The 25967-nt window shown below is 70.6% G+C and carries 21 protein-coding genes and 2 tRNA genes; 4 read left to right on the top strand and 19 right to left on the bottom strand.

The window, feature by feature from the left end:
- Positions 1–2 precede the first annotated feature (2 nt).
- Complete coding sequence (locus tag AV521_RS27495) at positions 3–1877, bottom strand: long-chain fatty acid--CoA ligase (protein ID WP_076091753.1); 1875 nt, start codon at positions 1875–1877, stop codon at positions 3–5.
- A gap of 284 nt (positions 1878–2161) precedes the next feature.
- A complete protein-coding gene (lepA, locus tag AV521_RS27500; protein ID WP_076091755.1) occupies positions 2162–4036 on the bottom strand; it encodes a translation elongation factor 4 in 1875 nt (624 codons plus the stop codon).
- 226 nt (positions 4037–4262) lie between these two features.
- On the opposite strand from lepA, the gene rpsT reads away from it, so the two are divergent.
- Complete coding sequence (gene rpsT / locus AV521_RS27505; RefSeq protein ID WP_076091757.1) at positions 4263–4529, top strand: 30S ribosomal protein S20; 267 nt, start codon at positions 4263–4265, stop codon at positions 4527–4529.
- 223 nt (positions 4530–4752) lie between these two features.
- Here rpsT and holA read toward each other — a convergent pair whose 3' ends face one another.
- The 8 genes from holA to leuS form a co-directional block, all read right to left on the bottom strand.
- A complete protein-coding gene (gene holA, locus AV521_RS27510) occupies positions 4753–5742 on the bottom strand; it encodes a DNA polymerase III subunit delta (protein ID WP_076091759.1) in 990 nt (329 codons plus the stop codon).
- 176 nt (positions 5743–5918) lie between these two features.
- On the bottom strand, positions 5919–6164 hold the full coding sequence (locus AV521_RS27515; RefSeq protein ID WP_076091870.1) for a hypothetical protein: 246 nt from the start codon (positions 6162–6164) through the stop codon (positions 5919–5921).
- A gap of 53 nt (positions 6165–6217) precedes the next feature.
- Positions 6218–7084 carry an arylamine N-acetyltransferase gene (locus AV521_RS27520; protein ID WP_076091761.1) on the bottom strand — a complete coding sequence of 289 codons (867 nt, stop codon included), beginning with the start codon at positions 7082–7084 and terminating at the stop codon, positions 6218–6220.
- 28 nt (positions 7085–7112) lie between these two features.
- On the bottom strand, positions 7113–9827 hold the full coding sequence (locus AV521_RS27525) for a ComEC/Rec2 family competence protein (protein WP_079249426.1): 2715 nt from the start codon (positions 9825–9827) through the stop codon (positions 7113–7115).
- Complete coding sequence (locus AV521_RS27530; RefSeq protein WP_076091765.1) at positions 9824–11053, bottom strand: ComEA family DNA-binding protein; 1230 nt, start codon at positions 11051–11053, stop codon at positions 9824–9826. The genes AV521_RS27525 and AV521_RS27530 overlap by 4 nt, the downstream gene beginning before the upstream one ends.
- 101 nt (positions 11054–11154) lie before the next feature.
- Positions 11155–12000, bottom strand: coding sequence for a DegV family protein (locus AV521_RS27535; RefSeq protein WP_076091767.1), 846 nt, complete (start codon positions 11998–12000; stop codon positions 11155–11157).
- 70 nt (positions 12001–12070) lie between these two features.
- A complete protein-coding gene (locus AV521_RS27540; protein ID WP_076091769.1) occupies positions 12071–12805 on the bottom strand; it encodes a hypothetical protein in 735 nt (244 codons plus the stop codon).
- A 164-nt stretch (positions 12806–12969) separates the two neighbouring features.
- A complete protein-coding gene (leuS, locus tag AV521_RS27545) occupies positions 12970–15852 on the bottom strand; it encodes a leucine--tRNA ligase (protein ID WP_076091771.1) in 2883 nt (960 codons plus the stop codon).
- Positions 15853–16288: 436 nt separating this feature from the next.
- Here leuS and AV521_RS27550 point away from each other — a divergent pair, with 436 nt between their 5' ends.
- Complete coding sequence (locus AV521_RS27550; protein ID WP_179023415.1) at positions 16289–17560, top strand: cytochrome b/b6 domain-containing protein; 1272 nt, start codon at positions 16289–16291, stop codon at positions 17558–17560.
- Positions 17557–19167, top strand: a complete 1611-nt coding sequence (locus AV521_RS27555) for an NADH-quinone oxidoreductase subunit NuoF family protein (RefSeq protein WP_076091775.1) — start codon at positions 17557–17559, stop codon at positions 19165–19167. Before AV521_RS27550 ends, AV521_RS27555 begins: the two co-directional genes overlap by 4 nt.
- Positions 19168–19209: 42 nt before the next feature.
- Here AV521_RS27555 and AV521_RS27560 read toward each other — a convergent pair.
- The 9 genes from AV521_RS27560 to AV521_RS47850 all read right to left on the bottom strand — a co-directional run bounded on the left by AV521_RS27560 (position 19210) and on the right by AV521_RS47850 (position 24663).
- Positions 19210–19282 (bottom strand) — tRNA-Ala (locus tag AV521_RS27560).
- 208 nt (positions 19283–19490) lie between these two features.
- A complete protein-coding gene (locus AV521_RS27565) occupies positions 19491–19724 on the bottom strand; it encodes a hypothetical protein (protein WP_006136074.1) in 234 nt (77 codons plus the stop codon).
- Positions 19725–20359: 635 nt separating this feature from the next.
- Positions 20360–20432 (bottom strand) — tRNA-Ala (locus AV521_RS27570).
- Between the two features lie 93 nt (positions 20433–20525).
- Positions 20526–21194: a histidine phosphatase family protein gene (locus AV521_RS27575; RefSeq protein WP_076091777.1), complete on the bottom strand. Its 669-nt coding sequence runs from the start codon at positions 21192–21194 to the stop codon at positions 20526–20528.
- Complete coding sequence (gene rsfS, locus AV521_RS27580) at positions 21194–21637, bottom strand: ribosome silencing factor (RefSeq protein ID WP_076091779.1); 444 nt, start codon at positions 21635–21637, stop codon at positions 21194–21196. Before rsfS ends, AV521_RS27575 begins: the two co-directional genes overlap by 1 nt.
- A 101-nt stretch (positions 21638–21738) precedes the next feature.
- On the bottom strand, positions 21739–23463 hold the full coding sequence (locus AV521_RS27585) for an LCP family protein (protein WP_076091781.1): 1725 nt from the start codon (positions 23461–23463) through the stop codon (positions 21739–21741).
- A 16-nt stretch (positions 23464–23479) separates the two neighbouring features.
- A complete protein-coding gene (gene nadD / locus AV521_RS27590; protein WP_179023417.1) occupies positions 23480–24166 on the bottom strand; it encodes a nicotinate-nucleotide adenylyltransferase in 687 nt (228 codons plus the stop codon).
- Between the two features lie 55 nt (positions 24167–24221).
- Positions 24222–24377: a hypothetical protein gene (locus tag AV521_RS49440; RefSeq protein WP_179023420.1), complete on the bottom strand. Its 156-nt coding sequence runs from the start codon at positions 24375–24377 to the stop codon at positions 24222–24224.
- Between the two features lie 121 nt (positions 24378–24498).
- Entirely contained in the window at positions 24499–24663 is a 165-nt protein-coding gene (locus AV521_RS47850; RefSeq protein WP_107481039.1) for a hypothetical protein, read from the bottom strand.
- Between the two features lie 102 nt (positions 24664–24765).
- Here AV521_RS47850 and AV521_RS27595 point away from each other — a divergent pair, with 102 nt between their 5' ends.
- Positions 24766–25857: a M48 family metallopeptidase gene (locus tag AV521_RS27595; RefSeq protein ID WP_076091783.1), complete on the top strand. Its 1092-nt coding sequence runs from the start codon at positions 24766–24768 to the stop codon at positions 25855–25857.
- The last annotated feature ends 110 nt before the right edge of the window (positions 25858–25967 follow it).

Raw genomic sequence — 25967 nt, forward strand, 5'->3', positions numbered from 1 at the left:
CGTCAGGCCTCCCGTGTCCCGGCGTACATCTCATCGATGAGGTGCTTGTACTCCCGCTCGACCACGGGACGCTTCAGCTTCAGACTCGGCGTGATCTCCCCGTGCTCCACGTCCAGATCCCGCGGCAGCAGCCGGAACTTCTTGATGGTCTGCCACTTCTGCAGCCCCGCGTTGAGCTGCTGGACGTACCCGTCGACCATCTCCACCGTCTGCGGCGCGGCGACGACGTCGGCGTACGACCGTCCCTCCAGCCCGTTCTCCTTCGCCCAGTCCAGGAGCGCGATCTCGTCCAGGGCGATGAGGGCGGTGCAGTAGTTCCGGTCGGCGCCGTGCACCAGGATGTTGGAGACGTACGGGCACACCCCCTTGAACTGGCCCTCGACCTCGGCCGGTGCGACGTACTTGCCGCCGGAGGTCTTGATGAGGTCCTTCTTGCGGTCGGTGATGCGCAGATAGCCGTCGGGCGACAGCTCGCCGATGTCGCCGGTGTGGAACCAGCCGTCGGACTCCAGCACCTCGGAGGTCTTCTCGGGCAGCCCGTGGTAGCCCTCCATGATGCCGGGGCCGCGCAGCAGGATCTCGCCGTCGTCGGCGATGCGCACCTCCGTGCCGGGCAGCGGCTTGCCGACCGTGCCGGTGCGGTACGCCTCGCCGGGGTTGACGAAGGAGGCCGCGGAGGACTCGGTGAGGCCGTAGCCCTCCAGGATGTGGATGCCGGCGCCGGCGAAGAAGTAGCCGATCTCCGGGGCGAGTGCCGAGGCGCCGGAGACGCAGGCGCGCAGCCGGCCGCCGAAGGCCTCGCGGAGCTTGCTGTAGACGAGGGTGTCGGCGACCTTGTGCTTGGCGGCCAGGCCGAACGGCACGGCGTGGTTGCCGGTGCGGCGGAAGTTGTCCTGGCTGACCTTGGCGTACTCGCGCGAGACCTCGGCGGCCCACTGGAAGATCTTGTACTTGGCCGGGCCGCCCTCGCGGGCCTTGGCGGCGACACCGTTGTAGACCTTCTCGAAGATGCGCGGCACGGCCGCCATGTACGTCGGCTGCACCACCGGAAGGTTCTCGATGATCTTGTCGACGCGGCCGTCGACGGCGGTGACGTGCCCGACCTCGATCTGCCCGGAGGTGAGGACCTTGCCGAAGACGTGCGCGAGCGGCAGCCACAGGTACTGCACGTCCTCGCCGGTGATCAGGCCGGTCGCGGCGATCGCCTTCGCCATGTACGCCCAGTTGTCGTGCGGCAGGCGCACGCCCTTGGGGCGACCGGTGGTGCCGGAGGTGTAGATGAGGGTGGCGAGCTGCTCCCGGGTGATCGCGCCGACCCGCTCCTTGATCAGCTCGGGGTGCTTCTCCAGGTAGGCGGCGCCGCGCTGCTCCAGCTCCGCGAGGGTGGTCACCCAGTCGTTCGTCTCCACGCCGGCCGGGTCGATGGCGACGACCTTGATCAGCTCGGGCAGCTCGGCGCGCTTCTCGACGGCCTTGGCGACCTGGGCCGCGTCCTCGGCGATCAGCACCCGGCTCTCCGAGTCGGAGAGGATGAAGGCCGACTCGTCCGCGTTGGTCTGCGGGTAGATGGTGGTCGTCGCGCCGCCGGCGCACATGATGCCGAGGTCGGCGAGGAGCCACTCGACGCGGGTGGAGGAGGCGAGCGCCACCCGCTGCTCCGGCTGCACGCCCAGTTCGACGAGCCCGGCCGCGATCGCGTACACCCGCTCGGCCGCCTGCGCCCAGCTGAGCGACTTCCAGTCGTCCGGGCCCTGGCCCGAGGCTGGCGGCACCGGATGGCGGTAGGCCTCGGCGTCCGGTGTGGCCGCCACGCGCTCCAGGAAGAGGGCCGCCACGGACGGCGGACGGTTCTCGATCAGGGTCTGTGTGTCGCTCACGACATCCTCCGGGGCCCGCGACGGTGCGGCTGTACTCGGTGCGGCTGGCATTGACTCACGGTGGGGGTTCGCGCTGCTGTATCGCTGTTGTTTAACTCGCGAGTAACTATCGAGCAGGGATCAGAGTAAGCCGCGACCGGCCGCTGCGTAAGGGGCATCGGCCTGTCTGTTTCCTCGCGTGTTCCACGGAGAGCGACGCTACGCACGCGTAGGGGCCCGCCGCGCTTTCGCACGACAGGCCCCTGTGTGTCCGCTTTACGGACGTCACCCGCTGTTACCGCTGGTTACTTCTTGCCCTTGGCCGACCCCGCGCTGTCATCGCTCGACAGAACGGCGATGAAGGCTTCCTGCGGAACCTCCACGGAACCCACCATCTTCATCCGCTTCTTGCCTTCCTTCTGCTTCTCCAGCAGCTTCCGCTTACGGGAGATGTCACCGCCGTAGCACTTGGCGAGGACGTCCTTGCGGATGGCGCGGATGGTCTCGCGGGCGATGACCCGGGAGCCGATGGCGGCCTGGACCGGCACCTCGAAGCTCTGCCTGGGGATCAGCTCCTTGAGCTTGGCGACGAGCCGCACGCCGTACGCGTACGCCTGGCCCCGGTGGGTGATCGCGGAGAACGCGTCCACCTTGTCGCCGTGCAGCAGGATGTCGACCTTGACCAGGGAGCTGGTCTGCTCACCGGTGGGTTCGTAGTCCAGCGAGGCGTAGCCGCGGGTCTTGGACTTCAGCTGGTCGAAGAAGTCGAAGACGATCTCCGCGAGCGGCAGCGTGTAGCGGATCTCGACGCGGTCCTCCGAGAGGTAGTCCATGCCGAGCAGGGTGCCGCGCCGGGTCTGGCACAGCTCCATGATCGCGCCGATGAACTCGGTGGGCGCGAGGATCGTGGCCCGAACGACGGGCTCGTAGACCTCGTTGATCTTGCCCTCGGGGAACTCGCTCGGGTTGGTGACCGTGACCTCGCTGCCGTCCTCCATGATCACGCGGTAGACCACGTTGGGGGCGGTGGCGATCAGGTCGAGGCCGAACTCGCGCTCCAGGCGCTCGCGGATCACGTCGAGGTGGAGCAGGCCCAGGAAGCCGACACGGAAGCCGAAGCCGAGGGCGGCGGAGGTCTCCGGCTCGTAGACGAGCGCGGCGTCGTTGAGCTGCAGCTTGTCGAGGGCCTCGCGCAGCTCCGGGTAGTCGGAGCCGTCGAGCGGATACAGCCCGGAGAAGACCATGGGCTTCGGGTCCTTGTACCCGCCCAGCGCCTGTGTGGCCCCCTTCTGCTGGCTGGTGACGGTGTCACCGACCTTGGACTGGCGGACGTCCTTCACACCGGTGATGAGATAGCCCACCTCGCCGACGCCGAGGCCGTCGGCCGGCAGCATCTCGGGCGAGTTGACGCCGATCTCCAGCAGCTCGTGCGTGGCGCCGGTGGACATCATCTTGATGCGCTCGCGCTTGTTGAGCTGGCCGTCGATGACACGGACGTACGTCACGACACCGCGGTAGGAGTCGTAGACCGAGTCGAAGATCATCGCGCGGGCGGGCGCGTCGGCGACCCCGACCGGGGCCGGGATCTCCTTGACGACCTTGTTCAGCAGCGCGTCGACGCCGAGACCGGTCTTGGCGGAGACCTTGAGCACGTCGGAGGGATCGCAACCGACCAGGTTCGCCAGCTCCTCGGCGAACTTCTCCGGCTGGGCGGCCGGCAGGTCGATCTTGTTGAGCACGGGGATGATCGTGAGGTCGTTCTCCATCGCCAGGTAGAGGTTGGCGAGGGTCTGCGCCTCGATGCCCTGGGCGGCGTCGACGAGGAGGATGGTCCCCTCACAGGCGGCGAGCGACCGCGAGACCTCGTAGGTGAAGTCGACGTGCCCCGGGGTGTCGATCATGTTGAGGATGTGGGTCGTGCCCTGGTCGGGGCCCTCGGTGGGGGCCCAGGGCAGACGCACCGCCTGGGACTTGATCGTGATGCCGCGCTCGCGCTCGATGTCCATCCGGTCGAGGTACTGAGCACGCATCTGCCGCTGCTCGACCACACCGGTCAACTGGAGCATCCGGTCGGCGAGCGTGGACTTGCCGTGGTCGATGTGCGCGATGATGCAGAAATTGCGGATCAGAGCCGGGGCGGTACGGCTCGGCTCGGGCACATGGTTAGGGGTCGCGGGCACGCAGGGTCCTGTCTCTTGAGGCGCCTTATGCCTCGGGTCGGATCGATACGTAGTCTCCATGGTCCCACGCGGAGGGACCGAGGACCGTTTTGGGCCGCTCGCAGGGCCACTGGTACTGTAGATGGCTGTGCCTCATGCCCTCTCAGCGCGAGGCACGTCAGAGAAATTTTGGATCACCGGTACGGGACCCTCGCGGCCCCGCACCAGAACCTGAAAAGGCTCCTTCGTGGCGAACATCAAGTCCCAGATCAAGCGGATCAAGACCAACGAGAAGGCTCGGCTGCGCAACAAGGCCGTCAAGTCCTCCCTGAAGACCGCGGTCCGCAAGGCCCGTGAGGCCGTTGCCGCGGGTGACGTCGAGAAGGCCACCGCGCTGTCCCGCGAGGCCGCGCGTCAGCTCGACAAGGCCGTCTCGAAGGGCGTCATCCACAAGAACCAGGCCGCCAACAAGAAGTCGGCGCTTGCTTCCAAGGTCGCGTCCCTCAAGGGCTGAACCCCCTTTCTGATCTGACCGCCGGAAGGACCCAGAGCGGGCCCTCTCTCATCCGCTCCCGTCCGGCACCCCGGATTCGCACGCGGCCTGCGTTCGCCACGCGGGTGCGAGTCCAAAAGCTCGAATCGAGAACCCCGGCACCTTGCCCTTCCCCAGGGCGGGTGGCGGGGTTTTTGGTTGCCTCTCGGGCCGGACGGTGTCCGGGGCAGAGCCCCGGGGACACCTATCCGCGCCCGCGAGACCGAGCAGCCCGAGCGATCACCACAACGGCCTTCTCCAGGGCGTACTCGGGATCATCGCCCCCGCCCTTCACCCCGGCATCGGCCTCGGCAACAGCCCTGAGCGCCGCCGCCACCCCGTCCGGCGTCCACCCCCGCATCTGCTGCCGCACCCGATCGATCTTCCACGGCGGCATCCCCAACTCCCGCGCCAGATCAGCCGGCCGTCCGCCCCGAGCAGACGACAGCTTCCCGATGGCCCGCACCCCCTGCGCCAGCGCACTGGTGATCATCACCGGCGCCACCCCGGTCGCCAGCGACCAGCGCAACGCCTCCAGTGCCTCCGCCGTACGCCCCTCCACGGCCCGGTCGGCGACCGTGAAGCTGGAGGCCTCCGCCCGCCCCGTGTAGTACCGCCCGACGACCGCCTCGTCGATCGTCCCCTCCACATCGGCGACCAGCTGGGAGACCGCCGAGGCCAGCTCCCGCAGCTCGCTGCCGATGGCGTCGCACAGCGCCTGGCACGCCTCGGGCGTGGCCGACCGCCCGAACGAGCGGAACTCCCCCCGCACAAAGGCCAGCCGGTCCGCGGGCTTGGTCATCTTCGGGCAGGCCACCTCCCGCGCTCCCGCCTTGCGCGCGGCGTCCAGCAGCCCCTTGCCCTTGGCCCCGCCCGCGTGCAGCAGCACGAGCGTGATCTCCTCGGCGGGCGCCCCGACATACGCCTTCACGTCCTTGACCGTGTCGGCGGACAGGTCCTGCGCATTGCGTACGACCACGACTTTCCGCTCGGCGAAGAGCGAAGGACTGGTGAGCTCGGCGAGTGTGCCGGGCTGCAACTGGTCCGGGGTGAGGTCGCGTACGTCCGTGTCGGCGTCGGCGGCCTTGGCGGCGGCCACCACCTCCTGCACGGCACGGTCGAGCAGGAGGTCCTCCTGGCCCACGGCAAGCGTCACCGGGGCGAGAGGGTCGTCATTCGCAGTCTTCCTGGCCATCCCTCAAAGCATCCCACGCACCACTGACAATGGGCTCATGCGGCTGCGAGGGCCCGCACAGCCGCGGGCTCCGACAGAGCTGCGGGGCCGGCTCAGTGGGGGGAGGCACCCCTCCAGCGCGGGCCCTGTCACCGGTCACCGGTCACCGGTCACCGGTCACCGGTCACCCGGCAGGATCACGGCTCCTCCCGCCATCCGTCCCACTCCCCCACGAACTCGTCCAGCTCCGCCGGATCCAGCCGCTCGCCCTCGTCCCGCAGGACCACCAGCCACTGCGCATCCTCGGCATCGTCCTCACCGGCCAGCGCGTCGCGGACCAGCTGGGGCTCCTCGTCCAGGCCGAACCGCTCCCCGAGCGCCTCGGCCGCCTCCTCGGCGGCATCCCGGTCGGGCAGCACCAGCACATGTCTCACATCGCTCACGGCCCCATTCTCCGGCACCGCGATCGGGGAGTGCGCGGGGCTCGGTGTCCCGGTCACCGGGCGTCGCCGGCTCCGGCGGAGCCGGATGAGTTCACATTCCGGCTTCGCACCGTCGGCACGGAGCCCAGCTCGATCCCGAACCGCTCCCGGTACGCCGCCAGCACCTCCTCGTCCGTCCCCAACTCCCTTGTCTCGCGCTTCCCGTCGGCGTCCGTCGTCGTCAGCGACCGCCCGCCGAGCGTGACCCGCCCTCCCTCCTCGGTGACCCGTGAGCAGACCAGCGACCGGGTGAAGTGCGACAGCGGCGAGGTGCTGTGCCACCAGGCCCCGGCCGCGAAGTCCCCGAGCGCCCGGGGCCGCACCTCCAGCCGGTACTGCGGCTCGCCGTTCCGTACGACGTCCAGGTCCCCTACCCCGGCCGAGCCGCCACCGCGCACTCCGGCCGCGTCGGGCCCGGCCTCCACCACCCGGAACACCCCGCCGGGGTCGGCCTGCTCCCCGCGTTCCGCGTAGAGCAGCGGGTAGTGGCTGTGCGCCCCGAACCCGACATCCGCGAGCCAGGTGTCCCCCTCCACCGTCCGCACCCGCAGGGCGAGATGGTCGTACGGGATACCGAGCCGTCCCTCGTCGCCGTAGACGCGTCCGGCGAGCAGTTCGACCTCGTAGCCGAGAGCGGCGAGCAACGCTCCGAACGCGCCGTTCAGTTCGTAGCAGAAGCCACCTCGCCGCCGTCCGATCACCTTGTCCAGCAGTGGTTCCTCCTCCAGCACGATCTCCTCACCGAAGTGGATCGACAGGTTCTCGAAGGGGACGGTCCGCAGATGACGCAGATGCAGCTCGCGCAGCGCCGGGCCGGTGGGCCGCTGTGGGCGCTCGGCGCCGATCCGGCGGAGATAGGCATCGGCCTGGCTCAAGTTCATGGACCCAGTCTGAGCGAACACCGCGTCCTCAGTCCTTCGTCACCGTCACCTTCCCTCCCGGCCCTCCCGTCCCGCCGACCGCGAGCTCTCCGTCCCGGTCGGTGCGCAGCACCAGCGCCCCGCCCGCCCGCAGCGCGGCCACGGTCGCCGGTGCCGGGTGGCCATAGGGGTTGCCGGCACCGCAGGAGATGAGCGCCACCCGGGGTGCCGCGAGCCGTATCAGCTCCGGGTCCTGATAGGCCGAGCCATGATGGGCCACCTTCAGGACGTCCACACCGGCCAGCTCGGCCGCCGCAGGTGACCGCGCCAACTCCTGCTGGGCCGGCGGTTCGAGATCGCCCAGCAACAGCAGCCGCAGTCCGCCCGAGCGGACCAGCATCGCGACACTGGCGTCGTTCGGATCCTCCGGCACCGGCGCAGGTGTCAGGCCCGGCCATGCCGGGGCCTCGGGGTCCGAGGGCGGCATGGTGCCCGGCGGGGGCCACAGGACCCGCCAGGAGACCGGTCCGGTGCGCCGTTCCTCTCCCGCGACCGCTCGTGTGACCGGGATGTGCCGTGCCGCCGCCTCCCTTTTGACGAACGCGGCCTGGTCGGCGGGTTCCTCGAAGCCCGTGGTCTCGATCGCGGCCACCGAGCGGCCCCGTAGGACACCGGTCAGTCCCGCCACATGGTCGGCGTGGAAATGGGTCAGGACGAGGAGCGGGACACGCGTGATCCCCAGCTGTCGCAGGCAGTGGTCGACCAGATTCGGATCGGGTCCCGTGTCCACGACCACCCCGGCTCCCGCGCCCGTCGCCAGTACGGTCGCGTCGCCCTGCCCGACATCACACATCGCGAACCGCCAGCCCGGTGGCGGCCAGCCCGTGATCACCCGGGTCAGCGGCGCCGGCCGCACCACCACCAGCAGAAGCAGCACCCCGAGCAATCCGGACCACCACGGGTGCCGCGCCAACCGCCGGCCGGCCAGGACCACGGCCACGGTGACCGCCGCGAGCGCCAGCGCCCCCGGCCAGCTGCCCGGCCAGCCCACCCCCGCGCCGGGCAGCGCCGCTCCCGTCCGGGCCACTGCGGCGATCCACCCGGCCGGCCAACCCGCGCACCAGGCCAGCGCCTTGGCGAGGGCCATGGCCACCGGCGCCGCCATGAGCGCCGCGAACCCCAGCACCGTGGCCGGTGCCACCGCCACCTCGGCCAGCAGGTTGCACGGCACCGCCACCAGGCTCACCCGCGCCGACAGCACCGCCGTGACGGGGGCGCACACCGCCTGTGCCGCGGCCGCCGCCGCCAGCGCCTCCGCGAGCCTCGGCGGCACCCGGCGCCGCCGCAGCGCCTCGCTCCAGCCCGGTGCCAGGACGAGCAGCGCGCCGGTGGCCAGCACGGACAACAGGAAGCCGTAACTGCGGGCCAGCCACGGGTCGTAGAGCACCAGCAGCAGGACGGCAGTGGCCAGTGCCGGGACCAGGGATCTACGGCGCCCGGTGGCCAGGGCGAGCAGTGCGACCACGCCGCAGGCGGCGGCCCGCAGCACACTGGGGTCGGGCCGGCTCACGACCACGAATCCCACCGTGAGCACCCCGGCGGCCAGCGCGGTCGCCCGCAGCGAGAGCCCCAGGCGCGGGGCCAGACCACGGCGCTCGACCTGCTGCGCCAGCCCGGGCGGCCCGATCAGCAGCGCGAGCAGGACGGTGAGGTTGCTGCCGGACACGGCGAGCGTGTGGGCCAGATCCGTGTCCTTGAACGCCTCGTCCAGCTCGGGCGTGATCCGTGAGGTGTCCCCGACGACCAGCCCGGGAAGCAGTGCCCGTGCGTCCCCGGGCAGGCCGTCGGTCGCCTCCCGCAGTCCGGCCCTGAGCCGTCCCGCCAGCCGCTGCGGCCCGCTGGGTCCGGCCACGACCTGCGGGCCGGACCGGCCGTGCACCCTCAGCACGGCTGCGGTCCGGTCCCCACCCGTCAGCGCGGGCGCCAGCCGCCCATTCACCCGCAGCCGCGTGGACGGCAGCAACCCGAGCCAGGCAGCACGAGCCCCCTGCCCGCCGCGGGCAGTGGACCGCCTTTCCGCTGAGGAACTTCCGCTCCGAGCAGCCCTCCTCTCCGGTACCCGAACGTCCGCATCGACGACCAGCAGCACCGGAGTCCGCATCGACACGCTCGTCCCGTCGCTCTGCTCGACGCGCCGCACCTCCGCCCGGGCCAGTACCGCCATCGGTGCCGCGTGATCGCCGCGCACCCGTGGCCGGCTCAGCCAGGGGTCGCCACTCACCTCGACCTCTGCGGTCACGGCCGCGTACCGCCGGGCCAGTTCTGGCACCGGCCCGCGCCGTACGTCCGCCCCGTGCAGCCCGGCCGACGCGGCCGCGGCGGCAACGCAGAGCAGCACGGCGGCGATCGAAGCGCGGGCCCACACGAACCGCCCGAGCACCCACCCGACTCGGCCCTCCCGTCCGGGTCTCCGCGCTGCCAGCAGCACGACCCCGCCCACCAGACAGATGACCGCGATCGCGGCGGTCCAGCCCGCCGGGGTGTCCAGCGTCAGGGCCGCCGTGGCCCAGGCGGCCAGCGCGGGCGGCACCAGGCGCAGGTCCATCGATCCCGCCCGGTCGCCGTGCGCGGGCCCTCGCTCCTCGTCGCGCCCCACAGCGCCGCCGGACCCCAACGCCTCCGGCCGGTCGTCTCCGCGCCCGGCACGCGCGCGTGCACCGGTCCTTCCACGCCCCGACAGCCCGCCGTCGATCACCCGGCTCATGGCCGTACCCGGTTCCGCAGATCGCTGAAGCGGCGATCACCGATGCCGTTGACCTCGCGCAGTTCGTCCACCGAGCGGAAACCACCGTGCTGGGTGCGGTAGTCGATGATGTGCTGAGCGAGTACCGGGCCGACTCCGGGCAATGTGTCGAGTTGGTCCGCCGTGGCCGTGTTGAGGGAGACAGGTGCCGCGGAGCCCGTGCCGGCCGGTCCAGAGGCCGCCCCGGCCGCTCCGGAACCCGGCCCGGCGACCGGCCCGGGTGGAGCTGCCATCCCGGCGGGCCCGCCGACAACGACCTGTTCGCCGTCGACCAGGAATCGGGCCCGGTTGAGCCCCTCGATGTTCACGCCCGGACGGACGCCCCCGGCCGCCCGCAGCGCGTCGGCCACCCGGGAACCGGCCGGCAACCGCCGGATCCCCGGATTGCGGACCTTGCCGCTGACGTCCACGACGATCTGTCCGCCCGGCGTCGGCGAGGCACCCGCGCCCGCACCGGTCCTCGCGTCGTCTCCCTTCCTGGCGTAGGGCCTCTCCGCGCGCACCACTTGAGGGGCGCTCACGGACTCGGTCCGCCCGGCCCAGAAGTGCTGTACGGCCAACACGGCGGCGGCCACGAGCACCACGGCGAGCGCCACGACGGCGCGCCGCTCCACACCGCACCGAGCCTGCAGCCACACCGGCATCCGCTCCCGCACCGCCAGCCCGACCCGCTCCCGCCACCCTGGACCTTCGGGTCCGGGCAGCTCCAACGGGCTTACGGCACCGGCTGGTTCGCAGTCTTCGGCAGCACTCACTACCGGTGCCGGCGTCAGCTTCGGAGCCCACCCGCCAGCCGGCACGGCGCTCTGCGGCTCGCCCCTGGCAGGCTCAACGTCCGGTGGAACGGTCGGACCAGGCACAGTCCGGCCAGACACGGCCGTGGTCGCCGCCGCCCGCGCCGCCTTCAGCCCAGGCGCCCGCCCCGTGCCCCATGCCGTTGCCGTCTCGGTCGCCCGATCCGCAGGGGGCCCGTCCGGTGGCCCGTTTCCCGACTCCCGCCACCGTGCGGCTCGTTCGCCGAAGAGGAGTTCCGCTCGGCGGCGCAGTTCGTCGGCCGGTGCCGGCGGGCGGTGGCGGTCTCGGCGGTGGTGGACGCCGCGCCGGTGGCGGAGGCGGCCTTCGGAGGTGGGACCGCGGCCGGGTCCGCTGGTCGGAGTGGCTGTGCGTGAACGTGATCGAAGTGCCATGCGACGAGGATGGGACATCCCGCCGATTCGCGATGATCTTGGTCAATTCCCGGGGACGACCGCCCAGTTGTGGATAACTCCGCCACCCACACGAGTGAGGGTCAGCGCGGTGAGACCACAGCGCCGAGCAGCCCGGGACCGGTGTGTGCACCGATCACCGCCCCGACCTCGCTGACATGGAGGTCGGCCAGACCCGGCACGCGTACCCGCAGCCGGTCGGCGAGCGCGGCGGCGCGGTCGGGGGCGGCGAGGTGGTGGACGGCGATGTCGACTTCGGCGCTGCCCGCCCGATCGGCGGTGAGTTCTTCCAGACGCGCGATGGCCCTGGACGCCGTACGGACCTTCTCAAGCAGTTCGATGCGGCCGCCGTCGAGTTGGAGCAGGGGTTTGACGGCGAGCGCGGAGCCGAGCAGGGCCTGTGCGGCGCCGATGCGGCCGCCCCGGCGGAGATAGTCGAGGGTGTCGACGTAGAAGTAGGCGGACGTGCCCGCGGCGCGCTTCTCGGCGGCCGTGACGGCCTCGTCCACCGTGCCGCCGGCCTCCGCGGCCTCGGCCGCGGCGAGCGCGCAGAAACCGAGGGCCATCGCGACCATCCCGGTGTCCACGACCCGTACCGGCACCGGCGCCTCGCGCGCCGCGAGGACCGCCGCGTCATATGTGCCGGACAGTTCGGCGGACAGGTGCAGGGAGACGATGCCGCTCGCGCCGGACTCGGCGACCCTGCGGTACGTTGCCGCGAACACTTCGGGGCTCGGGCGCGAGGTGGTGACGGGACGTCGTTTCTGCAGCGCCTGGGCCAGTGAGCGGGTCGAGATCTCGGTGCCCTCTTCGAGGGCCTGGTCGCCGAGGACCACGGTCAGGGGTACCGCGGTGATGCCGTGCCGCTCCATCGTCCGTGGCGGCAGGTAGGCCGTTGAATCGGTGACGATCGCGACATGGCGGGACATGAGCTGGAGGTTACCTGCCGTAGCGCTCGCGCGGCAGCCCGGCCCCCGTGCTACGGGCCGGGAGCTGCCCTCAGGTGGTGCTCTCGGGCCGGGGCTTCTTCTGCCAGGGATGGGCGAGGCGCGGCGACGGCGAGGTGATCGACGGTGGCGGCTGCTCCTGGGCGGAGCGGGACGTCCGGGAGCGGGCCCGCTGCCCCGTCGGGCCCTCGGCGGTTGAAGCGGACGGCTCGGGCCGCTGTTCCGGCGCCGGCGCGGGCCCGGCCGGGGTCCAGTGGCGCAGGGCGTCGGCCTCGATGTCTATCTGGTCGCTCAGCGCGCCCAGATCGTCGTCGACGAAGCGGCGCGCCCGGTCGCGGACGGCCCGGCGCAGCGAGTCCGCGGACTTGGTGATGCGTTCGGCGCGGCTGCGCAGCTCGGGCAGGCGGGCGGTGAGTTCGGACCGGTCCGGCTCCGACTCCAGGCGCCTGAGGTCGGCGTCCAGTTCGTGCCCGTGCGCGCTGAGCCGTTCGAAAAGGCCGAGGGACTCCTTCAGCGACTCGTCCTCGGCCACGCCCGCGCGCAGCGCGTCCTGGGTGGCCCGCATCGACGTGCGCAGAGCGAGCCGGAGCTGGGCGATCTCGGCGGCCGGGCCGACCTGGACGAAGGACTTGGCGCGCAACGTGTGGTCCTCGACCGTGCGGCGGGCCTGCTCGATGGTCCGGTCCACTCCGCGCTTGGCGGCGCCGACCGCCTTGACCGTGGCGTACACGCCCAGGCCGACGAAGAGCAGGAAGAGCACGGCGAACACAGCGATCACGGCTTCCACGACGCTCCTCCTCCGGCCGGTGCGGCACACGCAGCTGCGCTCTCCACCGTAAACGCAGCGGGCAGGTTCGGAGTTCCAGAAGAACCCCGAACCTGCCCGTAGGGGACTACCCCGATGCCGGTCGCGGCCGGCGTCCGGTCGTCACGCCGGAACGCGTCCGGTCATCACGCCGTAACGATGTTCACCAGCTTCGGTGCACGGACGATCACCTTGCGGATGCCCGCGCCGTCCAGCGCCGCGACGACCTTCTCGTCGGCCAGCGCCACCTTCTCCAGCTCCTCCTCGGAGATGGCCGGCGGCACCTCCAGACGGGCCTTGACCTTGCCCTTGATCTGCACGACGCAGGTCACGGTCTCGTCCACGACGTACTCGGGGTCGGCCACCGGGAAGTCCTGGTGGACGACCGAGTCGGTGTGGCCCAGCTTGCGCCACAGCTCCTCGGCGATGTGCGGGGCCAGCGGGGCGACCATCAGCACCAGCGGCTCGGCCACCGAACGCGGCACCGGGGTACCGGCCTTGGTCAGGTGGTTGTTCAGCTCGGTGACCTTGGCGATGGCGGTGTTGAAGCGCAGCCCCTCCAGGTCCTGGCGAACGCCGTCGATGGCCTTGTGCAGGGCGCGCAGCGTGTCCTCGTCGGGCACCGCGTCCACCACGGTCGGCTCGCCGGTGTTCTCGTCGACGATGTTGCGCCACAGCCGCTGCAGCAGCCGGAACTGGCCGACCACCGCGCGCGTGTCCCACGGCCGGGAGACGTCCAGCGGGCCCATGGCCATCTCGTACAGGCGCAGGGTGTCAGCGCCGTACTCGGCGCAGATCTCGTCCGGGGTCACCGCGTTCTTCAGCGACTTGCCCATCTTGCCCAGCAGGCGGCTGACCTTCTCGCCCTGGTAGTAGTAGGCGCCGTCGCGCTCCTCCACCTCGGCGGCCGGCACGGCGATGCCCCGGCTGTCACGGTAGACGTAGGCCTGGATCATGCCCTGGTTGAACAGCTTGTGGAACGGCTCGGCCGACGAGACGTGGCCCAGGTCGTACAGGACCTTGGACCAGAAGCGGGCGTACAGCAGGTGCAGCACCGCGTGCTCGGCGCCGCCGACGTACAGGTCGACACCGCCGTGCGGCCTGCCCTCACGCGGGCCCATCCAGTACTGCTCGATCTCGGGGTCGACCAGCTGCCGGTCGTTGTGCGGGTCCAGGTAGCGGAACTCGTACCAGCAGGAACCGGCCCAGTTGGGCATGGTGTTGGTCTCGCGGCGGTACTTCTTCGGCCCGTCGCCCAGGTCCAGGGTGACGTCGACCCACTCCTCGTTGCGCGACAGCGGGGTCTCGGGCTGGGTGTTCGCGTCGTCCGGGTCGAAGGTGCGCGGGCTGTAGTCCTCGACCTCGGGCAGCTCCAGCGGCAGCATCGACTCGGGCAGCGGGTGGGCGATGCCGTCCTCGTCGTAGACGATCGGGAAGGGCTCGCCCCAGTAGCGCTGGCGGCTGAACAGCCAGTCGCGCAGGCGGAAGTTGACGGTGCCCTCGCCGATGCCCTTGTCCTGCAGCCACTCGGTGATGCGGGCCTTGGCCTCGACGACGCCCAGGCCGTTCAGCCGCACGTCGTCGCTGTCGGAGTTGACCAGCGTCGCGTCGTACGACACGAACGCGTCGTCCCACGCCGAGGTGTCGGTGCCGCGTCCGTCGGTCGGCTCGACGACGCAGCGGATCGGCAGCTCGAAGGCGCGTGCGAACGCGAAGTCACGGGTGTCGTGCGCCGGGACGGCCATGATCGCGCCGGTGCCGTAGCCCATCAGGACGTAGTCGGCGATGAAGACGGGGATCTGCTCGCCGTTGACCGGGTTGGTCGCGAACGCGCCGGTGAAGACGCCGGTCTTGTCCTTGGCTTCGGCCTGGCGCTCCACGTCGGACTTGGCGGCGGCCTGCGCGCGGTAGGCGGCGACGGCCTCGGCGGGGGTGGCGTGGCCGCCGGTCCACACCTGGTGCGTGCCCTCGGGCCAGGCCTCGGGGGTGAACTTCTCGACCAGCGGGTGCTCGGGCGCCAGCACCATGTAGGTCGCGCCGAACAGGGTGTCCTGGCGGGTGGTGAAGATCGTGATGTGCTCGCCGTCGATCGGGAAGTCGACGCGGGCGCCCTCGGAGCGGCCGATCCAGTTGCGCTGCTGCAGCTTGATGGCCTCGGGCCAGTCCAGCTCCTCCAGGTCCTCCAGCAGCCGGTCCGCGTAGGCGGTGATGCGCATGTTCCACTGGCGCAGCTTGGCCTTGAAGACGGGGTAGTTGCCGCGCTCGGAGCGGCCCTCGGCGGTGACCTCCTCGTTGGCCAGCACCGTGCCCAGGCCCGGGCACCAGTTGACCGGCGCGTCGGAGGCGTAGGCCAGGCGGTACTCGCCCAGGATGTCGGCACGCTCGCGGGCGCTCAGCTCGCTCCACGCGCGCGTGGTGCCCGGAATCCCCCGCTCACCGGACTCGAACCGGGCGACCAGCTCGGAGATCGGGCGGGCCTTCCTCGCCTCGTCGTCGTACCAGGAGTTGAAGATCTGCAGGAAGATCCACTGGGTCCACTTGTAGTAGTCCGGGTCGATCGTGGCGAAGGACCGGCGCTTGTCGTGGCCCAGGCCCAGCCGGCGCAGCTGGGCCGTCATGTTCTCGATGTTGGCCTCGGTGGACACGCGCGGGTGCGTGCCGGTCTGCACGGCGTACTGCTCGGCGGGCAGGCCGAAGGCGTCGAAGCCCAGGGTGTGCAGGACGTTGTGGCCGGTCATGCGCTGGAACCGGGCGAAGACGTCGGTGGCGATGTAGCCCAGCGGGTGGCCGACGTGCAGGCCCGCACCCGAGGGGTACGGGAACATGTCCATGATGAACTTCTTGGGCCTGGCGACCAGCTCGGGATCACCGGCCAGGTCGCCCTTGGGGTTCGGCGCCGCGTAGGTGCCGTCGGCGTCCCAGAAGTCCTGCCAGCGTGCCTCGATCTCGGCCGCCACGGCGGCCGTGTAGCGGTGCGGTGCGGCCTCCGCCGACGTGGCGGCGGCCGCAGCGGGGTTCGTCTCGCTCATGATCCTCAAAGCTCCATCGATCGTCTCTGCCTGCGGCTGTGACATTCAAAGAAACGAAAAATCCCCTCACACAGGAGGGGACGCCGCGCCGATGCCGACCTCAGGTTCGACCAGGGTCGGTACTGATCAGCGCGGCCCGCTAAGCAGAAGGCGTACGGCACGCATGGCGTTAGGGTACCGCAGGCCCTGAGCGAGCGGCGACGGCCTTGAGCAAGCCGCGACGCGCTTCCGTATCCCTTGTGGACATGCCAGGAACCGCGGCGGAAGCTGAACCAAGGTCAACATTTACTTCGCGTACCGTGCCCTAAGGGACACCCCGCAATCAGATTGTCTGTTGATAACGACGGAATAACGCAAACCCCATACTGATCAGTATTGGCGCCACTTAGAGTTCGGCAGCGGGACCGCTTTCCCGAAACTGCTCGGAGTTGCCCCCATGAACCCTCGTCGTAGTACCCGCTCCCTCCCCAAACCGGGCCGTTCGGCTTACGGGGTGGCGACCGCAGTCGCCCTGCTGCTGATACCCGTGAGCGTGCTGGTCGGAGGCAGCCAGTTCCAGGACTTCCTGAACTTCGGCGCGGGCGTGATGTCCCTGGTCTCACTCAGCTGCTCGGTGATCTGGGGCCTGTTCGCCCAGGACCGGATCTTCCTGAACATCCGCCAGCGGATCATCGGCCAGGCGGTGCACCGCACGCTGGGGATCGCCTCGATCGCGTTCCTGCTGCTGCACATCACCGTCAAACTCGCGCTCGGCCATACCCAGCTGATCGCCGCGATCATTCCGTTCTCACTCGGCGTCACCGGAATCGGCGGCCTGATCGGACTGGGCTCGCTGGCGGGCCTGCTGATGATCTTCGTGGGTATCACCGGCGCCCTGCGCAGCAATTTCGCCACCCCGGCCCCGGTCGCCGCCCGCTGGCGCGCGATGCACATGCTGTCCTACCCCGCGTGGTGCGCCGCGCTGGTCCACGGCCTGTACGCGGGCCGCCCGGTGAAAAGTCCGCTCTTCACGTACCTGTACGCGCTGTCCCTGATCGCGGTCATGGCCGCCCTCGCGCTGCGCGCGGCCCCGCGCCCGGTCAAGCGCAGGGTCGCCGACCGGCTGGTGGCACTGTTCGGCAGCTCGGAGCGACCGGGACTCGATGAACTGGAGGCGAGCCGCTCCCGAATGGCCGAGGCGGCTCCTGCGGGCTTCGAGGGCGGGCGCGAGCCCGGGGCGGCGGCCGCGCCGCTGTACCAGTCCCCCGCCGCCTCCGCCGCAGAGCCCGCGTCGGGCTTCGCGGCCGCCTACCGCGCCGTCTCCACGCCGGGCCGCTCCCAGCAGCCGTACGCGGCCGGCCGGACCGCCCGCATGGACCTGCCGCTGGACATGCAGGCCACGGAGGCCTTCCCGCGCGTGGACGGCCCCTCCAGCACCTCGGGCGACTGGCCGGTCCCGTCCCCGCCGCCGGTCGGCGAGGCCCCGCCATCCGCGTACGACCCGTTCCAGGACACCGGACACACCATCCCGGTCTATGACAGTTCGGTCGCCAACGGATACGGCGGAAGTGACATGTACGACAACGGTGAGACAAACGGCTTCTACGGCACGTACAACGCCAGTGACACGTACAACGACGGTCCCGCTACCGAAACGCTGCCCGGCGTGTCCTACGACACACCGGGTTCGGGCGAACCTTGGAACATGCCGTCCGGAGGCTTTAAGTGAACGAGGCCCTGCCCGACGTCCCCGAAGTCCGCGTGGTCGGCCTTCCGCAGCTCACGTCGGGCTTCGACCTTGTGGAACGACTCGATCTGCCCATGCACCTGAAGGTGCACGGTCCGCTCGACCCGCTCGGCGGCGAGCAGCTCGCACAGCTCGCCGAACGCATCAACCTCAAGGGCCGCGGCGGCGCCGGCTTCCCGTTCCACAAGAAGCTGCGCTCGGTCGCCGAGTCGGCGATCAAACGCGGGGTGCGGCCGGTCGTCGTGGTCAACGGCAGCGAGGACGAACCGGCCTGCCGCAAGGACACGGTGCTGATCAACCGCGCCCCGCACCTGATCCTCGACGGCGCGCTGCTGTGCGCGGAGGCGCTCGGCGCGCGGACGCTCGTGATCGGCGTCACACGGGAGTCCACGCAGCGCTCCATGGAGGCCGCGCTCGCCGAACGCGGGCTGAGCAACAGCCGCAGATCGGCGCTCCGCGCGTGGGTACAGCGCAACCCGGTGCGCATGGTCACCGGCGCCGCCGCCTCGCTGATCCGCTCGATCGACGGCGGCCCGGCGATCCCGCCCGGCCGCAAGATCAGCGCCTCGCAGAGCGGTGTCGGCGGCGCGCCCACGCTGCTGTCGAACGCGGAGACGTTCGCGCAGCTGGCCATAGCCGCCCGCATCGGCCCCGAGCGCTACGGCAACACCGGCCTGTACGACGAGCCGGGCACCGTGATGCTCACCGTCTCCGGCGCGGTCGCCCGCCCGATGGTGCTTGAGGTCCCCACGGGCGTGCCGCTGCGCTACGTGCTGCAGCTGGCGGGCGCCCCGCCGGTACCGCAGGGCGTGCTGACCGGCGGCTACCACGGCAAGTGGATCGACGCGGCGACCGTGAACGAGGCGATCGTCTCCCGGAACTCGCTGGACGCCGTGGGCGGTTCGCTGGGCGCGGGCGCGATCCTGCCGATCGGCCAGGACACCTGCCCGCTGGGTGAGTCGCTGCGGGTGGCCCAGTGGCTGGCCGAGGAGAGCGCGGGCCAGTGCGGCCCCTGCTACCTCGGACTGCCCGCGGCCGCGCGCGGCATGGAGGACATCCTCAACGGCGGTGGTCCGGCGGCCCTGGAGGCGCTGAAGCAGGTCGCGAAGAACGTGAAGCGGCGCGGTGCGTGTTCGCATCCGGACGGCTCGGCGATGTTCCTGGAGTCGACCATCAAGGCGTTCACGGACGACCTTGCCGCGCACGTCCTCGGAAACGGCTGCGGACGGCCCGTGGAGGGCGTTCTGCCGCTCTTCGAGGGGGGCAGGGCCCCTACGGGCATCCTGGGCGGCGGAGAGCCCGAGGAGACCGGCGCCAGCCGCCAGAAGATCTACGTCGACTGGACGCTGTGCCGGGGCCACGGACTGTGCGCCGACATCCTCCCCGAGGTGTTCGAACTCGGCGCCGACGGTTTCCCGACCGTCGCCCAGGCGCAGGTGCCGCGGTACGCGGAGGCGAAGGCACTGCGCGCGGTGCGCCGCTGCCCGGCGCTCGCCCTGCGCATCGAGGAAGACACGCGCGGGCAGGCGCCGTCCCGCAATCTGCCGGTCGTCTCCCAGGGCCGCGGCCGGCGCGCACTCGGCCGCTGAGCGCACGGAGGGGCGGGTCACCCGAGCCGGGTGACCCGCNNGTGGAGCTAAGGAGAATTGAACTCCTGACCTCCTGCATGCCATGCAGGCGCTCTACCAACTGAGCTATAGCCCCTTGTTTTCTTGTTTCGCCCGGTTCCCCCGGCGACGACGTAAACATTACAGGCACGGCGACGCAGCGCCAAATCGCTTTCGGATTCACACCCATACGGCCGCGAATGTCCGCTTTTGTGGCCACGATCGCGTCGCCGGCAGACCACCGCCGGGTGCCGGTTGCGCTCGCCGGACATCGTTGCCGCGGCGCGATGGTGGTGCGGCGCGCGTCAAGCCGTCACGAAGGAGTAGAACCGCTTGAGTGTGCAGTGCTCTTCCAGGAGACGGCCGTAGATCGGCTCGCCCTCCAATTCCCGGTACGTCTCGATCGGGTCGCCTTTTATGATCAGCGCCCGCGCGCATTCCTCGCACCAGTACTGGTAATCGGGGTTGATCGGCTCCATGTCGCGGACGATCGGGGTACCGCTCCCGCACCAGTCGCACTTTCGCCTGTGTGCACCCATCGATCAGCTCCAGCTGTGGCCGCAGGCCGTGCACACGTAGGAGATTCCACCGTTGTCGCCGAGAACTTGGGCGACATGCGCGGAACCGCAGGAAGGGCAGCTCAGCCGGGTGGTCGTGTCCTGTATCAACGCAGCACCGAGGAGGTGGCCGACCTCCCCAAGGATGCTCGCAGGCATCGCTACTCCCTCCCGTCGGGCCACGCCCCCTTCCGGCCGTTTGATTCTGCCACGGCCGGAGCAATACGGTCAGCGACGCCTCAGTACCAGTCCGGACACGGCTCCCGCCGCGGCCGTTCCGGCCAGCGCCCAGGCACACACCGAGAACGCCTCCGCAGAGGTATACGAGCGCAAAGCCCCGAGTGACTCAAGCCTGTTCAGGAACAGTGTGCCGAAAGACGCCGTACCGATCAGGCCGCCGAGCCGGGTGAGCGTCGCCGACAAACCGCCGGCGTCCGCCGCGCCCTCGGGGCCGCACGGCGGCGAGCGCACCGGTGGGCGCCGGCCGGCACCGCGGCTCCGGCCGGCGGGAGCCACGGGAGGTCCTGACCCGCCGCCGGAATGCGGAAGGTCCCGCCCCCTGACGGGGACGGGACCTTCATCACCGATCTTTGACAACTCGGCGGAGTGTCGATCAGTGGAGCTAAGGAGAATTGAACTCCTGACCTCCTGCATGCCATGCAGGCGCTCTACCAACTGAGCTATAGCCCCTCGCGTTCTTCCCGCTCGGCGGGGCGAACAAGAAGAACTTTAGCCTGTGACCTGCCAGAAAGTGAAATCCGGGGTCCGCGAGCCTGCTGGGGCTCAGTCGTCGTCGCCGAGGACGGGCTCCGGGAGGGTGCCCGCGTTGTGCTCCAGCAGGCGCCAGCCGCGCGCGCCCTCGCCGAGCACGGACCAGCAGCAGTTGGAGAGGCCGCCGAGGCTCTCCCAGTGCCGGGCCTCCAGGCCGAGCAGCCGGCCGATGGTGGTGCGGATGGTGCCGCCGTGGCTGACGACGACGAGGGTGCCGTCCTCGGGCAGCTTCTCGGCGTGCCTGAGGACGACGGGTGCGGCACGGTCGGCGACCTCGGTCTCCAGTTCGCCGCCGCCGCGGCGGACGGCCTCGCCGCGCTTCCAGGCGGCGTACTGCTCGCCGTAGCGGGCGATGATCTCGGCGTGCGTCAGCCCCTGCCAGAGGCCCGCGTAGGTCTCGCGCAGGCCCTCTTCGCGGGTGATGTCGAGGCCGGTGAGGGCGGCCAGCTCGGCGGCCGTGCCCGCCGCCCGCTGCAGGTCCGAGGAGATGATCGCGTCGGGCCCCAGGGAGGCCAGCAGCCGGGCGGCGCGGCGAGCCTGGCCGATGCCGGTCTCGGTCAGGGCGACGTCCGTGCTGCCCTGGAAGCGCCGCTCCACGTTCCAGGCGGTCTGGCCGTGCCGCCACAGGATGATGCGGCGGCCGCGGTCCTTGCGGTCGGTGACCTCTCCGGTGGTGCTCATCACCACTCCCCGCCCGGCTCCCGCTCGGCCTCGGCGGCCTGCAGCCTGGCGTGCTCCGCCGCCTTGCCGCGGGTGGCCTTGGCGTCGGCGGGCAGCTCCAGCTCGGGGCAGTCCTTCCACAGCCGCTCCAGGGCGTAGAAGACACGCTCCTCGCTGTGCTGGACGTGGACGACGATGTCGACGTAGTCGAGCAGGATCCAGCGGGAGTCGCGGTCTCCCTCACGGCGCACCGGCTTGGCGCCGAGCTCCTTCAGCAGGCGCTCCTCGATCTCGTCGACGATGGCTTTCACCTGGCGGTCGTTCGGCGCGGAGGCCAGCAGGAAGGCGTCCGTGATCGACAGCACATCGCTGACGTCGTACGCGATGACGTCGTGGGCGAGCTTGTCGGCCGCCGCCTGGGCAGCGGTGTTGATGAGGTCAAGAGAACGGTCGGTGGCGGTCACAAGCAAGCTTTCGGTCGGCGGTCACTAGACCTCAAGGGTCTCACGGACCGCCCGGCGCACCCCACGCGATTACGGTGCCACGTGGGGTGCCCGGGACCTGGTCACGAGCTGCCGGGCTGGTAGTCCCGGCCGAGGACGACCGAGACGTCGGCACCCGAGGAGACGGTTCCCTTGGCCACGGAGCCGGCGGGCAGGCCGAGGGTCTTGGCGACCTCGGCGGCGTCGGACTTGTGGGAGGCGTCCGAGTAGGTCACCTTCGAGGCGGCCTGGGTGCCGGAGGCGCTGCCGCCCTCCAGGAAGGTGAAGCCGCCGTTGAGCAGCACCACGCGGGCCTTCTCGGTGTCGTCCTTCACACCGGTGGCGTTCTGCACGGAGACCCGGACCGCGGAGCCCGCGTCGGGGCTCTTGGCGGTGCCGCCGAGGATGTCCTTGACCACGCTGTCGCTGGTCTTCGCGCTCAGCGTGCCGTCGGGCTGCACGGGCAGCAGGGCGGTCTTGTAGGAGCCGCTCTTGGCGAGGTCGGCGAGCTTGGCGAGGAAGGCGCCGAGGTCCTGGTCGGTGAGCGGCGGGTCGAGGATCTGCGCCAGGGTCTGCACGGTCGTCGTGGCCGCCGACGGATCGGAGGACAGCTTGCGCAGCACGCCCTGCATGACCTGGCCGAACCGCTCAAGCTGGGCGTCCTCGGACTCGCCGGAGGCCCGGTAGGTGGCGTAGGCGACGGCCATCTTGCCGCTGAGGGTCTGGGCGCTGCCCTTGTGGACGATCGGCTCGGCACCCGTCTTCTTGGTGTCCGGGTCGGGCACGTCGGTGTTGGTGTCGAGGTCGATGTTGCCGACCAGGTCGACGAGGTTCTGCAGATAGGGGGTGTCGAGGCGCCAGGTGCCCTGGATGCTGGTGCCGAGAACGGTGCCGAGCTGGTCCCGGGTGCCGGAGGAGCCGTCGCCGTCCACCGACTTGGCGAGGGTCGTGGTGGAGCCGTCGTCGCCGCTCAGGGCCAGGGAGTTGGGCAGCAGCACGGTACTGCCCTGCTTGGTCGTGGTGTTGTCGACCAGCAGTGCCGTGGAGGTGCCGCCCTTGGCGGTGTTGTGCAGGTGGACGACGATCACGTCGCGCTTCTGGGCGCCGACCGGCGTGCCCGCGCCGGGCTTGGAACCGGACGAGGACAGGCTCGGCAGCTTCCCGGCGTACCAGAGGTAGCCGACGCCGCCGACGGCGACGAGGGCGAGGACGACGAACAGGGCGATGATCCGGCTGCGGGCGCGGCGGCGGGCCTCCTCGCGGCGCTCGGAGCGGTTCTCGGTGAACTGCAGCCAGTCGATGACGTCCTCGGAGTCGCCGTCCGGCTCCTCGACGAACGCGAACTGCTCGGTGTGGTAGTCCCGTTCGTCCCCGTCCCGCCGCTGCCCTGGCCGTCCCGGGGCGTGCGGTTCCTCCGCCGGGCCGGCCTGCTGCGGGATATAGGCGGTCTGCTCGGTGACCCGGGGCTGCTGCCCGCTGCTCGCGGCCTGCCCGTAGGGGTCGTAGCCGGCGGTCTGGTGGGTTCCGGTGCCGTAGGGGTCGTACGGGGCCTGGGCGCCGTAGGGGTCGTACCCGGGTGCGGGCCGGCCGGAGTCGTAGGGGGGCACCGGCTGCTGCTGGCCGGTGGCGTACGGATCGTAGCCGTAGCCCTGTTGCTGGGCGTACGGGTCGTAGGGGGCCTGCTGGGCCTGTGGAGACTGCTGTGCCGGGATCTGCCGGTACACGGGCTGGCCGTGCTCGTCGTAGCCGACGAGTTCGTACGGGCCTGCGCCGTAGCCGGCGTCGCCCACGTCGTATCGGTTGTTCACCGGTGCCCCTCTCGGCTCACTCGCCGCGGTACAGCTCGCGCTTGTCGATGTAGCGCACGACTCCGTCCGGCACCATGTACCAGATGGGGTCTCCCTTGGCGACTCTCGCACGGCAGTCTGTGGAGGAGATGGCGAGCGCCGGCACCTCGACGAACGACACACCGCCCTCCGGCAGACCCGGATCGGTCAGGTGGTGCCCGGGCCGCGTGACGCCGATGAAGTGGGCGAGGGAGAACAGTTCCTCGCTGTCCCGCCAGGTCAGCAGCTGAGCGAGGGCGTCGGCGCCGGTGATGAAGAACAGGTCTGTGTCGGGGTTGAGGGCGCGCAGATCGCGCAGGGTGTCCACGGTGTAGGTGGGACCGCCGCGGTCGATGTCGATACGGCTGACGGAGAACTGCGGGTTCTCGGCGGTCGCGATGACCGTCATCAGATAGCGGTCCTCGGCCGGGGAGACCTTGCGGTGGGACTTCTGCCACGGCTGGCCGGTGGGCACGAACACCACCTCGTCGAGGTGGAACTGCGCGGCGACCTCGCTGGCCGCCACGAGGTGCCCGTGGTGGATCGGATCGAATGTTCCGCCCATGACGCCCAGGCGGCGCTTGCCCGCGTTGGCGGGGCCCTGGCCCGGCCGGTACTGCGGGTGCTTCACCGTGTCGTCGGCGCTCTCGTACGCCGGACCGGTAGGCATGTCCTGCTCTCCCATGCGTGCAGACCCTACCGGCCCGGTCTCGGGCGTCCGGCCGGGGACGGGGTCCGGCTCAGCGGTCGCGGTTGAAGCGGGTGGTGATCCACAGCAGGAGCAGCAGGATGACGAGGGCGCTGCCACCGGTGATGGCCGGGTTCAGGCTGTTGTGGTGGCCGCCTTCGGCTTCGGCGAGGGTGACCAAGTGGGCTGCGGTGCTGTGAAGGCTCATCTTCGGCAGGACCTAACGCGTGTGGGCGGGATAAAGATGTCGGCTCATCGTATGCGGGCGGCCCGGCGGCGATCACGCCGACTCCGCCGTCGGGGGCGGCAGCCGGAACTTTCGCCGACTGTCAGTCGTCTTTCTTCTTGTAGCCGCGCAGCAGGAACCAGGCGGTCAGTGCACAGCCCAGGATCATGACGATCAGGACGATGCGGAGCAGATTCCCCGCCCCGTGCTGCTGGACGGCGCTCGTGGCGGCCTCGGTCAGCCAGGCGGCTGCGGGGTGATGCTCCATGGGTGGACTCCTTCGGCTGTACTGCCCGTCCACGGTATCTCCGCCTAGGCTGGGCTCCGCCTCGGGGGCACAGCGGGCACTCATACGCACATGGGGGAAGACATGTCCGACGACGGCCAGCAGCACACGGGGCACGAGCGCGTGCCGAGCAGGCAGCGCAGGCGCTTCCCGGGGATCTCCTCGCGTGCCTATGAGCATCCGTCCGACCGCTCGGCCCTGGTCGCGCTGCGCAAGCTGAGCGGATTCGACACCGTCTTCAAGGCGCTCAGCGGGCTGCTGCCCGAGCGGAGCCTGAGACTGCTGTACCTGTCCGACTCGGTGCGCGTCTCCGAGCGGCAGTTCCAGCACCTGCACGACATGCTGCAGGACGCCTGTTACATCCTGGACCTGGAGAAGGTCCCGCCGATGTACGTCACACAGGATCCGCAGCCGAACGCGATGTGCATCGGCCTGGACGAGCCGATCATCGTCGTCACCACCGGGTTGGTGGAGCTCCTCGACGAGGAGGAGATGCGGGCGGTCGTCGGACACGAGGCGGGACACGCGCTGTCCGGGCACTCGGTGTACCGCACGATCCTGTTGTTCCTGACCAGCCTCGCGCTGAAGGTGGCCTGGATCCCGCTGGGCAACCTCGCGATCATGGCGATCATCACGGCGCTCAGGGAGTGGTTCCGCAAGTCGGAGCTGTCCGCCGACCGGGCGGGGCTGCTGGTGGGGCAGGACCTGCAGGCCTCGATGCGCGGCCTGATGAAGATCGCGGGCGGCAACCATCTGCACGAGATGAACGTGGACGCGTTCCTGGAGCAGGCCGAGGAGTACGAGTCAGGGGGCGATCTGCGCGACTCGGTGCTGAAGATCCTGAACGTGCTGCCCCGCTCACACCCGTTCACCGCCGTGCGGGCGGCCGAGCTGAAGAAGTGGGCCGAGTCCCGGGACTTCCAGCGGATCATGGACGGCCACTACCCGCGGCGCGACGAGGACAAGGACACCTCGGTCAGTGACTCGTTCCGCGAGTCGGCGGCCAGCTACGCGAGCGATGTGAAGACCTCCAAGGACCCGCTGATGAAGCTGGTCACCGACCTGGCGGGCGGCGCGGGCGACCTGGGTGGCCGGGTCCGCCGGGGCTTCGAGGGCTTCCGCACCCCGCCCCCTCCGAAGGAGGGCCCGACGGACACTCCGCGGGACGAGGAGTAGACCACGACGGCGGGATCCGCCAGTGCCGGACCCTTCTCAGCCCGAGAGGCCGGTACCGGGTTCCGGGTGGCCGGAAAGGCGCCGCACCCTCACCCCGGCCGGCACGGAAA

The sequence above is a fragment of the Streptomyces sp. IMTB 2501 genome (genome assembly GCF_001953885.1).
In the GTDB taxonomy this organism is placed as follows: domain Bacteria; phylum Actinomycetota; class Actinomycetes; order Streptomycetales; family Streptomycetaceae; genus Streptomyces.

Coding starts and splice junctions, on each gene's coding strand:
- holA (WP_076091759.1), bottom strand. CDS start 5,742: ATGGCCAGGAAGACTGCGAATGACGACCCTCTCGCCCCGGTGACGCTT.
- AV521_RS27520 (WP_076091761.1), bottom strand. CDS start 7,084: ATGAACTTGAGCCAGGCCGATGCCTATCTCCGCCGGATCGGCGCCGAG.
- AV521_RS27525 (WP_079249426.1), bottom strand. CDS start 9,827: ATGAGCCGGGTGATCGACGGCGGGCTGTCGGGGCGTGGAAGGACCGGT.
- AV521_RS27530 (WP_076091765.1), bottom strand. CDS start 11,053: ATGGCACTTCGATCACGTTCACGCACAGCCACTCCGACCAGCGGACCC.
- AV521_RS27535 (WP_076091767.1), bottom strand. CDS start 12,000: ATGTCCCGCCATGTCGCGATCGTCACCGATTCAACGGCCTACCTGCCG.
- leuS (WP_076091771.1), bottom strand. CDS start 15,852: ATGAGCGAGACGAACCCCGCTGCGGCCGCCGCCACGTCGGCGGAGGCC.
- AV521_RS27550 (WP_179023415.1), top strand. CDS start 16,289: ATGAACCCTCGTCGTAGTACCCGCTCCCTCCCCAAACCGGGCCGTTCG.
- AV521_RS27565 (WP_006136074.1), bottom strand. CDS start 19,724: ATGGGTGCACACAGGCGAAAGTGCGACTGGTGCGGGAGCGGTACCCCG.
- AV521_RS27575 (WP_076091777.1), bottom strand. CDS start 21,194: ATGAGCACCACCGGAGAGGTCACCGACCGCAAGGACCGCGGCCGCCGC.
- nadD (WP_179023417.1), bottom strand. CDS start 24,166: ATGGGAGAGCAGGACATGCCTACCGGTCCGGCGTACGAGAGCGCCGAC.
- AV521_RS49440 (WP_179023420.1), bottom strand. CDS start 24,377: ATGAGCCTTCACAGCACCGCAGCCCACTTGGTCACCCTCGCCGAAGCC.
- AV521_RS47850 (WP_107481039.1), bottom strand. CDS start 24,663: ATGGAGCATCACCCCGCAGCCGCCTGGCTGACCGAGGCCGCCACGAGC.
- AV521_RS27595 (WP_076091783.1), top strand. CDS start 24,766: ATGTCCGACGACGGCCAGCAGCACACGGGGCACGAGCGCGTGCCGAGC.